Origin of the sequence: Pseudomonas sp. C1C7, assembly GCF_013359595.1 — a bacterium.
GTDB lineage: Bacteria > Pseudomonadota > Gammaproteobacteria > Pseudomonadales > Pseudomonadaceae > Aquipseudomonas.
This window is the reverse complement of the sequence record NZ_JABFMP010000048.1, coordinates 1-14741: the sequence shown is the minus strand read 5'-3', so window position 1 is coordinate 14741 and position 14741 is coordinate 1. Positions and strand designations below refer to the sequence as shown.

Genomic DNA, 14741 nt, shown 5'->3' with positions numbered 1-14741 from the left:
TATCTAACGATCACTTTACGGCCGTTTACGCCGATGAGTAAAGTGCCCGAAACCCTGCAAACGAGGCCGTTCGTCCCATGACCCTGACCACGAAAATCGACCACGTCTTCGCCGGTGGCCTGGGCGTGCTGCAGCCCGAGGGGCAGAGCACGGGGATCTTCAAACAGCGCCATAGCGGGCCGGTTCGCGTGGAGTTGCACGGCATCGTCGGCGACCAGCACGCGGATACCCGGGTTCACGGCGGCCCGGAAAAAGCCGTGCACCAGTACGCCACGCAGAATTACCAGCGCCTGGCCGAGGCCTTTCCTGACAGTGCTGCGCAACTGGTGGCAGGCAGCCTTGGCGAGAACCTCGCGGCGTTCGGGCTTTCGGAGTGCAACGTGCACATTGGCGATGTGTTCCGGGTCGGCAGCGTGGTGCTGCAGGTGTCGCAACCGCGCAGCCCGTGCTGGAAGATCAACCATCGCTTCGATGCCGAGCGCATGTCGATGTTCGTGGCCAGGGAGCGCATTACCGGGTGGTACTACCGGGTTCTGCAACCGGGATCTTTGGAGGCGGGGGGCAGCATCGAACTGCTGGAGCGGCATACCGAACGGTTTTCGATCGATGAGTTCTGGCAGGTGCAGTTGGCCCACAGGCCGGTGCTCGAGGATCTGTTTGCGCTGGCGCAGACGCCGGGGCTTTGCGCGGACTGGCAGCGGCGATTGGGTGAGCGGGCGAACTACCTGCAAAAACGCACGGCAAGCCTCTCTTGAACACACCCCTGTAGGAGCGAGGCTTGCCCGCGAAGGCGATCTTGAGGACGCTTTCGCGGGCAAGCCTTGCTCCTACAGGCTTTTTATTTCACTTAATGTGATTTTTACCATCATTAATCATCATTTTACATGATGGCATGACATCTCTATGTTGAAGCCTTCGGGTTGGAAAGCGTGCCGGCGCGGGCTGTCGCGCGGACCTTTATCCCAGGGGGCGGGCTCTTCGCTCCCGATTTATTGCGAGGTGAAGCGCCATGCCATTGCTCAAGTTCGACGTCATCCAGGGCCGTACCGATGAACAGTTGCGCACGTTGCTGGATGTGGCGCATCAGGCCATGGTCCAGGCATTCGACGTGCCCTTCAGCGACCGCTACCAGAGCGTCACCCAACACCGACCCGCAGAACTGATCCTGCACGACACCGGGCTCGGCTATACACGCTCGGCGCGGGTGGTGCTGTTGACCGTGGTGTCACGCCCCCGCACTCAGGAACAGAAAACCTCTTTCTACCGTTTGCTCGCCGAAAAGCTGCAGACCGCCTGTGGACTGTCCCCCGACGACCTGATCGTTTCGCTGGTGGAAAACAGCGATGCCGACTGGTCGTTCGGCGGTGGGCGGGCGCAGTTTCTGACTGGCGAGCTCTAAGTCTTTTTTCACCTATTTCGTTCAGGTGCTGTCATGTCCAATCCTCTGCTGTCGCTGTTGAACATCGAACTGCCGATCATCCAGTCGCCCATGGTCGGCGTCTCCACGCCCAAGCTCGCGGCTGCGGTGTCCAATGCCGGCGGGCTCGGTTCCATCGGCATCGGCGCGAGCAGCGTCGAGCAGGCGCGAGCCATGCTGCGCGACACCACGGCGCTGACCGACAAGCCCTTCAACGTGAACCTGTTCTGCCACACGCCTGCGGTGGCCGATGCAGAGCGAGAAGCGCAATGGCTGGATTTCCTCGCGCCTCTATTCGACAAATTCGACACTCCTGCGCCTACCGCCCTGCGCGAGATCTACACCTCGTTCGTCGAAGACTTCGGCATGCTGGAAATGCTCCTGGAAGAAAAGCCTGCGGTAGTCAGTTTCCACTTCGGCTTGCCGCCGCAGTCGAGCATCGATGCGCTGAAGGATGCCGGGATCGTGCTGCTGTGTTCCGTGACCAGCCTGGCCGAAGCGCAGCAGGCCGAACGTGCCGGAGTGCATGGGCTGGTGGCGCAAGGTTACGAGGCGGGGGGACATCGTGGAGTGTTCGACCCGCAGCAGGACAGCGAGATGGGCACCTTCGCCCTGGTTCGATTGCTGGCTGAAAACTGCAAACTGCCGGTGGTCGCAGCGGGCGGCATCATGGACGGCGCCGGTATCAAGTCGGTCATGCAACTGGGCGCCAGCGCCGCGCAACTCGGCACAGCCTTCATCCTGTGCCCCGAGTCCTCCGCCAACCCGGCTTACCGCGAAGCCCTCAAAGGCCCGCGCGCGCACCAGACCCGCGTCACCAGCGCGATCTCTGGCCGTCCTGCCCGGGGCATGGTCAACCGCAACTACATCGACCTCGAAACCAACGCCCCGGCGCTGCCGGACTATCCCATCGCCTACGACGCCAACAAGGCACTCAACGCCGCCGCCGCCACCAAGGCCAACACCGAGTTCGCCGTGCAATGGGCCGGACAGGGCGCGCCACTGGCTCGCGAAATGCCGGCAGCCGCCTTGGTAAAGCTGCTCGCTGCCGAACTCAAATAACCGCAATCCGGCCTTCATTCCACCAACTGCTCAACCAGAAAATCAGCAAACACCCGGGCCGCCAGGCGCGTCGTGCGGCCGTGGGGGAAGTAGGCGTGTACAGGCAGCTCCGCCATTTTCCAATCAGGCAGAAGCTGCACCAGAGCGCCGCTCTCCAACTCCAACCGACAGGCCCATGACGTCGTCGAGACAATCCCCAACCCGCCTGAAGCCGCCGCCACCGCGCCGGCGGTATCGTTGGTGGAAAACTGCGGACCAGGATCAACCGACACCGATTGCCCATCGCGCTGAAACTGCCATCCAGCAGCGTGAGCGCCCACCGGGCCGCCCACGATCCGGTGCCCCGAGAGATCCCCCGGCACGAGCGGTGTTCCATGGCGCGCCAGGTACGTCGGCGACGCCACGATCACCCGTTGCATCGTGCCGATCAGCCGCGCGGTGCCGGGCAGGTCCGGCAGGGCGCCCACGCGAATGCCGATATCGACCGCGCCCTTGACCATGTCCTTGCGTTGGTCTTCGAGCATCAACTCCAGATGCAGCAGGGGGTGGCGCTCGGTAAAGGCCGACAACCTGGGAATGATCACGCGAATACCCATGGTCGAAGGCATGCTGATGCGCAACACACCGCGCAACTCGCCGGTTTCCCGCACGCTGTTCTCGGCGTCGTCCAGAGCGGCCAGGATCGGTTCCATGCGCGCCAGAAACTCAAGGCCCGCCTCGGTCGGCGCCACCGAGCGGGTAGTGCGCGAAAGCAGTCGAACGCCCAGGCCCGCTTCCAGTTCGGCGATCATCCTCGACACCTGGGACTGCGTTAGCCCGCTTTCTCGGGCAGCCGCCGAAAAACTGCCCAGGTGCGCGACGCGGGTGTACAGCCGCAGGCTGAGGATGTCTTTCAATGGCATGCCTTTTCCCGTCCAGGCGCGATTGATGCTGGATGAAGATAGATGTTAGTCGAAATCGAAGACTACCGACCCCGGGGGCGGGAAGGGATAGTGGGCTCACGCGGTTGCCCCGGCACCGCACTTCCCGCTACCGATCGAGGTGATCCATGGACTTTCTTCAGACCCTGACCCAACGCAATGCCGACTTTGCAGAGAACGATTTTTCCGCCGGCCTCAAAATGATGCCTTCGCAAAGAACCACAATCATCGGCTGCGTCGACCCCAGGGTCGACCCGATGAACCTGCTCAAGCTGGAACCGGGTGAAGCGGCGGTGATCCGCAATGTCGGTGGCCGGGTCAATCCGGCGCTGCTGGAAACCATGGCCCTGCTGCGCAGCCTTTCGCGGGCTCGGGGTTCGGAAATCGGCGAGGGCTGGAACCTGATCCTGTTGCACCACACCGACTGCGGCATTGTCGGCTGCTCGCACCACGCCCCTGAACTGCTGGCCAAGCACCTGGGCGTTGCACCGCAAGACCTGCCGGCAATGGCCATCGACGACCCTTACCAGTCGATCGCCTACGACGTGGCAGCGCTCAAGGCCAACCCGAACCTGCCCGCCGACCTCACCGTCACCGGCCTTGTCTACGACGTGGCCACCGGCCGCATCGAAACCGTCGTCCCGCCCAGCCCGCTGCGCTCCGCCTGACCCCACCCATCAAAAGATCGCCGCCGCCCCCTCCAGGAGCTGCCGAAGGCTGCGATCTTTTGATCTTGATCGCCCTTAAAAATCCACCGTCGCCGACAACTTCAACGTCCGCGGCTCACCCTGAGTCAAGTAATTGTTGGCCGTCGAAGCCGAAGACCAGTACGCCTTGTTCGCCACGTTCTCCACATTGGCGCGCAGGGTGATGTACTTGTCGTCCGCCTTAAAACCATAACGCGCACCCAGATCCACACGGGTCCAGGCCGGAATGTTCAAGCTGTTGGCGGCGTTGACGTACTCGCCACCGGTGCGCAGCAGGCGACCATTGAGCGCGGCGCCCTGAATCCCGGGCACATCCCAATCCGCCCCCAGGTTGTACTGGAAACGCGGTACGCCGGCGGCGCGATTGCCGTCGTTGAGTCCGTTGGAGGTTTTCTTCTGTTCGGTGTCCATCCAGGTCGCGCCGGCCAGAACCCGCAGGCCGTCCAGCGGCTCGCCGAACACGTTCAGTTCCACACCCTTGTTCACTTGCTCGCCATCGACGCTGAAGGTCGGCAGGCGGTTGCCGGGGACGGTCGAAGTCGAGCTGTTGGGCATCTCGATGCGGTACACGCCCAGAGTCGCGCCAAAGCTGTTCCAGTCGAACTTGACCCCGGCTTCGGTCTGCTTGCTGCGGTTGGGTGCGAACACTTCGCCGGGGTTGGTCACGCCGGTGGTCGGTGCGGTCGGGCCCTGTTGCAGGCCTTCGATACGGTTGGCGTAGAACGACACGTGTTCCCACGGTTTCACCACCAGACCGTAGACCGGCGTGGTGATCGACTCTTCGTAGTTGGCGTTACGCGCACCGGTGGTGGTGTTCCAGGCGTCGACTTCGATGGTCTGGCGCCGCACGCCGAGGGTCAGCAGCACGCGGTCGTCGATGAAACCCAGGGTGTCGGAGACGGCGGCACTCTTGATGCGGTTTTTGCCGACGATGCGCGGGTCGTGGATGTCGCTGCCGAAATAGGTGTTGGTCGGACGCGGCACCTGCACCGGGTTGTACAGGTTGCCATTGACCCGGTTGGCCACCAGGATCGCCTCGAACGCCGAGCGCTGTTCACCCCAAGTGCCGGACAGGCCGAAGTTCATCTGGTGGGTGATCGGGCCGGTGTCGAAGTGACCGTTCAAGCCGGCGATCGCGCTCTTGTTGTCTTCGTCATGGGGCGAGTAGAGAAAGCCGACCTTGCCGCTGCCGTCGTTGCCGACATACAGCGAGGAATACTCGCCGTTTTCCCGGGTGTGCTTGGCGCCGCCACCGGCATAGGCCGTCCAGTTGTCGTTGAGGTCGTACTCGGCGTTGACCATGCCGTAGGTGTCTTCCAGCTCCGACCAGGTCCAGTCCTGGGCGTAGTTGTCCTTGGCCGACGGCGCGTGCGGGACCTTGGTGCCGTTGGGATAGACCACGGAGCGGCCGTTGTTGATGCGCTGCTTCTGGTAGCCCAGGTCGGTGGAGACGCGCAGGCGATCGCCGCGATAGTCCAGGCCGACGGCGATCAGTTGCGAATGTTCGGACTCGTCATCCACCGCGGTATCGCCACCGTGATTGGCGAGGTTGACCCGCGCGCCGAAGCGATTGTCTTCACCAAAACGCTGGCCCAGATCGATATGTCCGCCGATCTGGGAGTCGCTGGCGTAATCCAGGGTCACGCTGCGGGTCGGGGTGTCCTGGGCGCGCTTGGGCACCAGGTTGACGCTGCCACCAATGCCGCTGCCGCCCGGCGCCACGCCGTTGATGAAGGCGTTCGGGCCTTTGAACAGCTCGACCCGCTCCAGCGCCTCGGTGGTGATGATCTGCCGGGGCAATACGCCGTACAGACCGTTGTAAGAAATGTCATCGGTGGTCAGCGGCAGGCCACGAATGGTGAACACCTGGGAAAAGTTGCCGAAGCCGGCCGACTGGCGCACCGAGGCATCGTTGAGCAGGACATCGCCCACGGTGCGCGCCTGCTGGTCCTCGATGGTCTTGGCGGTGTAGCTGACCACGCTGAACGGCACATCATTGATGCTGCGATTGCCCAGCACACCCAGGCGCGCGGTCTTGGCGACCTGGCCGCCTTCGTAGGTGTCGGCGTTCTCGGCGATGCCGTTGACCGTGGTCGCGCCCAGTTCCAGCGCCGTGCCGCTATCGACCTGCGGCGCCACGGTGTAGCTGTCGGCACCGGTGTTGATCAGCGAGAAACCGCTGCCCTGCAGCAGGCGGGTGAAACCGGACTGCACGCTGTAATTGCCTTGCAGGCCGGCGCTTTGCTGGTCATTGAGTAGGTTGGTGTCGAACGACAGCAGCACGCCCGATTGCGCGGCGAACTGCGCCAGCACACTGGCCAGGGAACCCGCGCCGATGTTGTAGCTGCGGGTGGCTTCGGTCTGGTTGACCTCGGCGGCCAACGCGCTGTGAACCGGCGCCATGGCGCTCAGGGCGATGGCCAGGCTCAGCAGGTTCAGGGGGAGGCGGATTCTGGAGCGCAACTGCGGTGAAGTGGAAGTCATGCGGCATGCCTGTGGATGCAAAGGATAATGAGAATTCCTCTACACACCGAACGAGCGCGAAAAAGGTATCAGGGACACTGAAAATAATGTTTGCGGGTGTATCGCACTGTATCTCGTCCGCCGCCGGCTACGTGCACATACAAAAAAACGCCTGGCGCGACACGAGCCGGATACACGCTGGCCGCGTAATGGGGCTGCCTTATCCAGGCATCACCGCGCTATACCGTGCGCTCATTGGAGAATTGCGATGTCCCGAAATAACAAAACCAAAGCTATCGGCCTGTTCGGCGCCGCCCTCGTCACCGCGGCGCTCGGCGCGTTTACCACGTTGTCTCAAGCCGATACCGGCCAGGCAGCCGGGAAGAACTGGCAGACCGGCCTTACGCGTACCGACCTGATCAAGCGCGATCTGGATGTGCAGGGGCAGGAAGTCGTCCAGGTGATTGTGGATTTCGATCCGGGCGTCGTTTCGCCAAGGCATGCCCATCCGGGGGTTGAGGTTGCTCACGTGCTCTCGGGCACGTTCGAGTACGAGCTCGAGGGCCAGCCGAACGTCGTGCTCAAGGCCGGCCAATCCCTGTACATCCCGGCCGGGACTGCCCATGTGGCGAAGAACATCGGCAAGGACAAGGCCTCGGAACTGGCGACCTACATCGTCAAGAAAGACACACCGCTGGTGATCATCAAGCAATAACCACCGGCGCGTGTCCTTGTGGGAGCGAGCCTGCTCGCGATGGAGCCAAGTGCACTGCGGGGCATCAGATGCCCCGCGTCATCGTTGACGACCATCGCTCGCTCGTACAGGTCCTGTGGTTGGAACAACGATCACTGTGGGAGTGGGCTTGCTCGCGAAGAGGCCGGCACATCCGACATCAATGTCGCCTGGCACAACGACAGGCCAAGGCAATCAACGCCAACGCCACGACAAAGGTCACGCGCATACCTGCGGCTGCAAACACCGCCCCCAACGCCGAAGCCCCGGTGATCAAGCCCAGATTGCGCGACAGATTGAGCATCCCCGACACCACACCTCGCTGCTGCGCCTGAACATCCGCCATCACCAGCGTGTTATTGGCCGTCTGAAACACCGCATAACCCAGGGTAATCACCACCATCGGAACGATGTAGTCGACGACACCGAAGCTGATTGGCAAAACCGCCAGCAGCAGACAGCCAAGGGCGATAACGAGCAATCCGGCAAGGGTCATGCGCCGGGCGCCGAAGCGATCGGCGATGCGTCCCGCAGGCACCCCGGTCAGCGCCGCAACCAACGGCCCGACCGACAGCACCAACCCGGCCTCGACCGCACCCAATCCGAGCGCCTGGGACAGATAGAACGGCCCGACCACCAGCGTGCCCATCATCACCGTGGCCACCAGCAGGCTCATGATCAGACGGGTGGTGAGCTGCCGATCGTGGAACATCGCGAGCCGGACCAAGGGCTCCGTGACCCGCTGTTCAACCCGCACGAACACCCAGGCGCCAACGCCCGCCAACAGGATCAACGCAAGATTGAGCACGCCGAACTGCCCGCGCCCGAGGGTCATGGCCAGTGCGTAGGCGGCGAGGGTCAGCGCCAGCAGCAGGGTGCCTACTGAATCGAAAGCCACCTGTGTGTTTTTTGCTTGCTGTTGATCAGCAGGCAAATAACGCTGGGCAAGCAGCAACGTCAGCAGGCCCAAGGGTACGGTGATCAGGAAAATCCCCCGCCAGCCAAACTCGCCAATCAGCAAACCACCGAGCGACGGCCCCATCGCCGTGCCGATGGCCGACAGGGTGCCGAGCAGTCCCATGGCGCTGCCGGTTCTGTCCTTGGGCACCGTTTCGCCGACGAAGGCCAGGGTCAGCGCCATCATGATCGCCGCGCCCAAACCCTGCAGCGTCCGTGCGCCGATCAACAGTTCCAGGCTCGGCGCCAGCCCGCACAGGGCCGATGCAACGGTGAACAGACCAATGCCGGACAACAGCAGCCGACGTCGACCAGCGAGATCGCCCAGCCGGCCGACGCTGACGATCAGTGTGGTAATGGCCAGCAGGTAGGCGAGGACGACCCATTGCACTTGCTGGAAGGACGCGTCGAACACCTGGGCCAGCGTGGGCAGGCCGACGTTGGCAATGCTGGTGCCCAGGGAGGACAGCAGCATCGACAGTGACAGGCTGGCCAGCGCCCACCTGATTGAGCGGGTTGGTGGGCTGGCTGCGGTGACGGCGGTCGTGGAATTCATGGTGCACCCCTTGTATGGCGGCTCCCGATTGGAGCTACCGCCAATCTACGTTCGCGCCTAACATGGCGGAAGACGCATGGGTTGCACTTAATACATGCGTAGAACGCCATATCGCCGAGACAGTAGGGGCTCTTGATGTCCGCACCCGATTTCAATCTGTTGATCACTCTCGATGTGTTGCTGACCGAAGGCAGCGTCGTCGCGGCCGCCAAGCGCCTGCGCCTGAGCCCCTCGGCAATGAGCCGCGCATTGGCCCGCTTGCGCGAGACCACTGGTGATCCGTTGCTGGTCAGGGCAGGGCGCGGGTTGGTGCCGACGCCGCGGGCGCTGGAGTTGCGTGAGCGCGTCAGCCAGTTGGTACAGGACACCGAAGCGGTGCTGCGTCCGGCCGAACAACCGGATCTGCGACAGCTGGAACGCACCTTCACCCTGCGCACCAGCGAAGGTTTCGTCGAAAACTTCGGCGCCTCGCTGATCACCCGCATCGATGAACAGGCGCCGGGTGTGCGCCTGCGCTTCATGCACAAACCCGACAAGGACAGCGCCTCATTGCGTGACGGCACGGTGGATCTGGAAACCGGTGTGGTCGGCAAGACCGCCAGTCCGGAACTGCGCACCCAGGGGCTGTTTCGCGATCGATTCATCGGTGTGGTGCGCATTGACCATCCGCTAAGCGACGGCGAAATCACTCCCCAACGCTACGCGGCCGGCAGTCACATCAGCGTGTCGCGACGCGGGCTGGACAAGGGACCGATCGATGAAGCCCTGGCGCCGCTCGGCCTTGCGCGGCAGATCGCGACCATTGTTCCCGGTTTCTCGACGGCACTGGCGCTGGCCCGCAGCAGCGAGCTGATCGCCACCGTACCAGAGCGCCACACGGCCAACCTCAGGCTCGGCCTGCACAGCTTCGACCTGCCACTGACGTTGCCGGATTTCACCGTGGCCATGCTCTGGCACCCACGGCTGGATGCCGACCCGGTGCACCGCTGGTTGCGCGGCTGTCTGCGCGAGGTATGCAGCCGATAGGGCAAAAAAAAGCTCCCCGTCACGATCAATGAGGGGGAGCAAGGCACACGGAGTTCGGATCAGGTCGACGAGGCGTCGGCTCAGAAATACTGATGATTGCGACGGGCGGTCGCCGCGAGTTCAGCTTCCAGCAAATGCTCGGCCAGCACGTCGTTGAGGAAGCGGAACTGATCGTTCAGGCCGACCACTTCGTTGCTGAAGTGATGATCGGCAGCCGGAATCAGCAAGGCCTCGAATTTTTCGTCGAACACGAGGGTCAACACCTTACGGGACTCGAATGTCTGCGAGTAATAGTTGCTGCCGAATACCGGAAAGCTCACGGCAAGGGTGACTTCAGTGATCATGACGTGCGCTCCTCGGACAGGACGAACCAGGCAAATACGCTCAATGTGAAGGCCGTCAGGGCCATACAGGTCAAGAGATGGATCAGCATGATTGGCCCCTCCGTTTCAGGGTTTCGTGTTGGCTTGGGATTGATCCTACGCTGACGGTGGCGGGGCGGAAGGCAATCGTGGCGATTGTGAATATCGATGGGAGTGATGGTCGGGTTTGCGGGGTGTTCCTGCTCGCGATGGCGGCGGTGGGGTCACCACCCACCGCCACCTATACTCAATTCAGGGCTTTCAAGCGCCGGCCAGCCGGTCCGGCGCTGACTTTCAGGAGCCACGATCTTGAACCTGCGTTCGTTGATCGTCGCCGTGCTGCTGGTATTGGCCGGATGCGCCACGGCCCCGCGCGCGCCAGTGGAAGCGCCGCAAGTGATGATCGCGCCGAGCACCTGGCAACAGGTAGACCGCGAGATCATCGATGCCTCGCAGTCGGCCACCGAGCAGACCAAAATCTACGCCCGCGGCGCCATGGAATACTGGCGCACGCGGGTCTATCAGCTCACCGAAGAAAACTTCATCCCCTGGTTCAGCAGTTACTGGACCCAGGAATGGCTGTCGATGAAAGTCAGTTGGTACACCCTGAGCGCCCAAGGCGAGCAGGACGCCTCGGAAAAGCGCCTGGCCGCCTATCTGTTGGAGGCATACCAGGAAAAGGTATTGGCACCGGCCGCGGTGGAAATCGATCCTGATGCGATTCTCAGCCTGGCCTCGGCGTTCTACGTCGACATCCTCAAGGAAGAACTGCAGAAAATCTCCCAGCGCCATGGCGTGCCGATCGCCCAGCTCAACGGACGCATCCAGAAAGTCCCGGCCATCGCCCTGGGGCCGCCGTCGGCGCGGGATGCTTCGCTGTATCAGGTCATACGCATCGAATCACTGGACAAGTTGCCGGCCTATGCCGCACTGGTCGACAAAGTTCACAAGGCCGGCGGCGAAAAAGGTGTGGACTCCACCGAAAACGCCATGGCCCCGGTGGCCAGGCGCGCCAGCCGTCGCATGGAAGCGGAAATGGCCCCCCGGGGCGCCGCCAGTGCGGTGGCGGCCGCAGCGGGCAAGCTTGCTGGCGGATTGATCACGGTTGGCGTGGCCGGTATCCGCGCGCTGATCCAGGCCAGCGACCGGCCCGACAGCGAGGCGCTGATTCGCAGCAGCCTGGGCAACACCTTCGACAAGGCCTGGGCCAAGCTGCTGCAAAACCCGCAGTCGGGGGTGATGGCGGGAACCCTGTACATGGCGGGGCAGATCGAAGGCAATCTGGCCAAGACGGCCCAACCGCCGGTCGGACTGAGTGCGGGGACTGTCGAATGGCAGCCGACCGAATCGACTAACAAGCAGACCAACCCGTGAAGCAAGGAGAACACTCATGTCTTATGTCGATGCATTTTCTGCCTCGGTGCCCAGCGATAAACGCGAGCAATACCTCAAACATTGCAAAATCGCTGCCGAAGTCTTCAAGGAAAACGGCGCCCTGAGCATCGCCGAGTGCTGGGGCGATGACGTGCCGGAAGGCAAGCTCACCTCGTTCCCGATGGCGGTGAAATGCCAGGAAGGCGAAACCGTAGTGTTCGGCTGGATCATCTGGCCGGACAAGGCCACCCGCAACGCCGGCATGGAAAAAATGATGCAGGACCCGCGCATGAAACCCGACGTCAACCCGATGCCGTTCGATGGGCAGCGGATGATTTATGGCGGGTTTGAATTGATCATGCAGGCGTAGTGGTTCGGGCGAGGAAAACTGTGGCGAGGGGGCTTGCCCCAATGCCAGTCAGTTAAGGCAAAACACGGTCCATGTAGCAGCTGGCGAAGCCTGCGTCCGGCTGCGCAACAGTCGTGAAATCAGGCAACGCGGTGCTTCAGGAAGACCTCGCATTCAGGTTTTGCGACTGCTTCGCAGCCGGACGCAGGCTTCGCCAGCTGCTACATGTTTTGCGGCGGCTTGACTGACAAGCCCCTCGCCACAGCTAACCGTGTTGTCTCAAGGCTTTTGTCAGGGTCACTCCACCGGCGTGATCCTGCAACTCTTGCGCTGCAGGATCTCGTCGTCCGTCGGTCGTTCGCGGATGAATTCGAAGCGCGGCTCGCCTTCGCTGTAGTGCACCAGCCAGCCCCATTCCAGTTCGAATTCGTCCTGGCCGGGTTCGGGTGGGGCGGCCCACCAGGGTTCCTTGCTGAGGATCTGTCGCATGGCAGCCTCCGGGTAATTGGCGTGCATCAACTATAACGCGCATGTCGGCAGGCGCCAGAAACGGCGGTGGCGGTTGTACACTCGGGATACTCACGCAACAGCCTTCAGGAGAGCCCCCGTCATGTATGACGAATCCCGCGAACCCTTCAAACGACTGTTCTTCGCCCTGGACTGCCCGCCGGTCCAGCGCAAGGCCATCGGCCAATGGCGCAGCGCCCTGCAGCTGCGCAGCGGACGACCGGTGCCGGTGGAGAATTTTCATCTGACCCTTAAGTTTCTGGGCTCGGTCGATACCGCGCAGATCGCCGCGATCTGTGAAGCGGCGGCTTCAGTCCGCACGTCGGCCGAGCGTTTGACCGTGGTGCTGGATCGACTGGATGTCTGGCGCAGGGCAGGGGCGCTGGTCCTGGCTCCGCAACAGGCACCACCGACCCTGCTGCGGCTGGTGTATGACCTGGAACAGGCGCTGCTGCCGTTCGGCCTGGAAGAAACCTCCAGGGAGTTTCGCCCCCACCTGACCCTGGCCCGCGACTATCGCGCACCGGCGCCGGAATCACCGACGGCCCCGGAATTTTTCCTGCGTGCTGATCGTTTCACCCTGTTCGAATCCCACAAGGGCCGCTACCGGGCGCTGGCCGAATGGCCGCTGGGCCCACAATAAAAAAAAGGCGCCCGAGGGCGCCGAACTTCACCTTAACCGAGGAGCCAGGTGAGTAATGCAGCGGTGGTAAGGCGCTGCACGCAGGAAAAAGTTAGACGGGGTGTTATTTACCGAGTTTCACTTTGGTCCACCCACGAGTCATGACCCGCTGCACACCAATCGGCATATCCGGAATCGCATACAGGGTCGCCATCACTTCCTGGGACGGGTACGAACCCGGATCGCTGCGAATCGCTTCATCCACCAAGGGCGTGGCCGCCGCATTCGCGTTGCTGTAGCCGATGTTGTTGGTGATGTCCGCAATGACGTCCGGACGCATCAGGAAGTTCATGAACAGGTAAGCGTTCTCGACGTTGGCGGCATCGCGGGGGATGGCGACCATGTCATAGAAGCTGCCGGCGCCTTCTTTGGGGATGCTGTAGTCGATCTTCACCTTGCCCCCGGCTTCCTGGGCGCGGGCCTTGGCCTGCAGCACGTCGCCGGAGTAGCCCACGGCCACGCAGATGTTGCCGTTGGCAAGGTCAGAGATGTACTTCGAGGAATGGAAGTACGACACAGACGGACGAATCTTCATGAACAGCGCTTCGGCCTCGGCGATGTGCGCCTTGTCCTGATCGTTCACCGGGTAGCCCAGGTAGTGCAGGGCGGCCGGGATCATTTCGGTCGGCGAGTCGAGGAAGCTGATGCCGCAGGCTTTGAGTTTTTCAGCGTTTTGCGGCTTGAACAGCAAGTCCCAGGAATTGGTCGGGGCGTTGGCGCCGAGCACTTCCTTGACCTTCTCCGGGTTGAAGCCAATGCCGATCGAGCCCCACATGTAGGGGAAGGCATGGGCGTTGTCCGGGTCGCTGGCGGAGGCGTTTTTCAGCAGCACCGGGTTGAGATTCTTCCAGTTCGGCAGCTTCGATTTGTCCAGGGTCTGATAGACCCCGGCCTTGACCTGCTTGGCCAAAAAGCTGTTGGACGGCACGACGAGGTCGTAGCCGGATTTACCCGCCAGCAGGCGAGCCTCTAACGTTTCATTACTGTCGAACACATCGTAGGTCACCTGGATCCCGGTCTCGTCTTCGAACTTCTTGACGGTGTCCGGGGCAATGTAATCCGACCAGTTGTAGACGCGCAGTACCTTGTCATTGGCCTGGACGCCGGTTGCCATGGCGCCCAATAAGGACAGTGTCAGCAGAGTCCTGCCAAACATTTTCATCGGTACAACTCCATTTCTTTATATTCAATTACGCAAAACAGTGAACGCAGAACTCTTTTGTAGGAGCTGTCGAGTGAAACGAGGCTGCGATCTTTTGACTTCTAAAAACAAGATCAAAAGATCGCAGCCTGCGGCAGCTCCTACACAGTTAAGCCAGCAGCGGCCTTAGGCCGTCGCTTCTGACATCTGCTTTTCAGGTTGTTGCCAGGATTCGCTCGCGGTCTGCTCCATCGCTTCCTGGATCGCCCGCTTGCGGCTGGCTTCGGCGCGCCGGCTGAAGTACCAGACCATGAAGGTCACGATCGATACCGCCAGCAGGATCAGACTCGCCACGGCGTTGATCTCCGGCTTCACGCCCAGACGTACTGCCGAGAACACTTCCATCGGCAGGGTGGTGGAGCCGGGACCGGACACGAAGCTGGCCAGCACCAGGTCATCCAGCGACAGGGCGAAGGACATCATGC

Annotated in this window: 15 protein-coding genes and 1 pseudogene; 9 read left to right on the top strand and 7 right to left on the bottom strand. The window is 62.2% G+C overall.

Translation table 11 applies throughout. The features are described from left to right. Positions 1–77: 77 nt before the first annotated feature. The 3 genes from HNO86_RS26975 (at position 78) to HNO86_RS26965 (ending at position 2479) form a co-directional block, all read left to right on the top strand. A complete protein-coding gene (locus HNO86_RS26975) occupies positions 78–755 on the top strand; it encodes an MOSC domain-containing protein (RefSeq protein WP_175379973.1) in 678 nt (225 codons plus the stop codon). Between the two features lie 254 nt (positions 756–1009). After that, the gene (locus HNO86_RS26970; protein WP_175379972.1) at positions 1010–1399 is read left to right on the top strand and encodes a tautomerase family protein; all 390 of its coding nucleotides are present in this window, start codon (positions 1010–1012) and stop codon (positions 1397–1399) included. 33 nt (positions 1400–1432) lie between these two features. Continuing rightward, positions 1433–2479 (top strand): nitronate monooxygenase family protein, encoded by a 1047-nt coding sequence (locus tag HNO86_RS26965; protein ID WP_175379971.1) that lies wholly within the window; start codon positions 1433–1435, stop codon positions 2477–2479. 14 nt (positions 2480–2493) lie between these two features. Here HNO86_RS26965 and HNO86_RS26960 read toward each other — a convergent pair whose 3' ends face one another. Further along, positions 2494–3381 carry a LysR family transcriptional regulator gene (locus HNO86_RS26960; protein WP_218583539.1) on the bottom strand — a complete coding sequence of 296 codons (888 nt, stop codon included), beginning with the start codon at positions 3379–3381 and terminating at the stop codon, positions 2494–2496. Positions 3382–3527: 146 nt separating this feature from the next. On the opposite strand from HNO86_RS26960, the gene HNO86_RS26955 reads away from it, so the two are divergent. Next, complete coding sequence (locus HNO86_RS26955; RefSeq protein ID WP_175379970.1) at positions 3528–4067, top strand: carbonic anhydrase; 540 nt, start codon at positions 3528–3530, stop codon at positions 4065–4067. A 75-nt stretch (positions 4068–4142) separates the two neighbouring features. On the opposite strand, the gene HNO86_RS26950 is transcribed toward HNO86_RS26955, so the two are convergent. Continuing rightward, positions 4143–6590, bottom strand: a complete 2448-nt coding sequence (locus HNO86_RS26950) for a TonB-dependent receptor (RefSeq protein ID WP_175379969.1) — start codon at positions 6588–6590, stop codon at positions 4143–4145. A gap of 247 nt (positions 6591–6837) precedes the next feature. Between HNO86_RS26950 and HNO86_RS26945 the strand changes: the two genes are divergently transcribed. Then, on the top strand, positions 6838–7284 hold the full coding sequence (locus tag HNO86_RS26945; RefSeq protein WP_175379968.1) for a cupin domain-containing protein: 447 nt from the start codon (positions 6838–6840) through the stop codon (positions 7282–7284). Between the two features lie 178 nt (positions 7285–7462). On the opposite strand, the gene HNO86_RS26940 is transcribed toward HNO86_RS26945, so the two are convergent. After that, complete coding sequence (locus HNO86_RS26940) at positions 7463–8815, bottom strand: MFS transporter (RefSeq protein WP_175379967.1); 1353 nt, start codon at positions 8813–8815, stop codon at positions 7463–7465. Between the two features lie 135 nt (positions 8816–8950). Between HNO86_RS26940 and HNO86_RS26935 the strand changes: the two genes are divergently transcribed. Then, positions 8951–9841: a LysR family transcriptional regulator gene (locus tag HNO86_RS26935; RefSeq protein WP_175379966.1), complete on the top strand. Its 891-nt coding sequence runs from the start codon at positions 8951–8953 to the stop codon at positions 9839–9841. 80 nt (positions 9842–9921) lie between these two features. Here the strand turns inward: HNO86_RS26935 and HNO86_RS26930 are convergent, their stop codons facing one another. Further along, positions 9922–10185: a hypothetical protein gene (locus HNO86_RS26930; protein WP_175379965.1), complete on the bottom strand. Its 264-nt coding sequence runs from the start codon at positions 10183–10185 to the stop codon at positions 9922–9924. A 327-nt stretch (positions 10186–10512) separates the two neighbouring features. On the opposite strand from HNO86_RS26930, the gene HNO86_RS26925 reads away from it, so the two are divergent. Next, positions 10513–11577: a hypothetical protein gene (locus HNO86_RS26925; protein WP_175379964.1), complete on the top strand. Its 1065-nt coding sequence runs from the start codon at positions 10513–10515 to the stop codon at positions 11575–11577. A gap of 16 nt (positions 11578–11593) precedes the next feature. Next, positions 11594–11947: a DUF1428 domain-containing protein gene (locus HNO86_RS26920; protein ID WP_175379963.1), complete on the top strand. Its 354-nt coding sequence runs from the start codon at positions 11594–11596 to the stop codon at positions 11945–11947. Between the two features lie 276 nt (positions 11948–12223). Here the strand turns inward: HNO86_RS26920 and HNO86_RS26915 are convergent, their stop codons facing one another. Continuing rightward, positions 12224–12415 carry a hypothetical protein gene (locus HNO86_RS26915; RefSeq protein ID WP_175379962.1) on the bottom strand — a complete coding sequence of 64 codons (192 nt, stop codon included), beginning with the start codon at positions 12413–12415 and terminating at the stop codon, positions 12224–12226. 121 nt (positions 12416–12536) lie between these two features. Here HNO86_RS26915 and thpR point away from each other — a divergent pair, with 121 nt between their 5' ends. Then, entirely contained in the window at positions 12537–13076 is a 540-nt protein-coding gene (gene thpR / locus HNO86_RS26910; protein WP_175379961.1) for an RNA 2',3'-cyclic phosphodiesterase, read from the top strand. 103 nt (positions 13077–13179) lie between these two features. On the opposite strand, the gene HNO86_RS26905 is transcribed toward thpR, so the two are convergent. Further along, complete coding sequence (locus HNO86_RS26905; protein WP_175379960.1) at positions 13180–14277, bottom strand: polyamine ABC transporter substrate-binding protein; 1098 nt, start codon at positions 14275–14277, stop codon at positions 13180–13182. Between the two features lie 165 nt (positions 14278–14442). Next, positions 14443–14741: pseudogene (locus tag HNO86_RS26900) on the bottom strand (putrescine ABC transporter permease PotI); the annotation flags it as partial.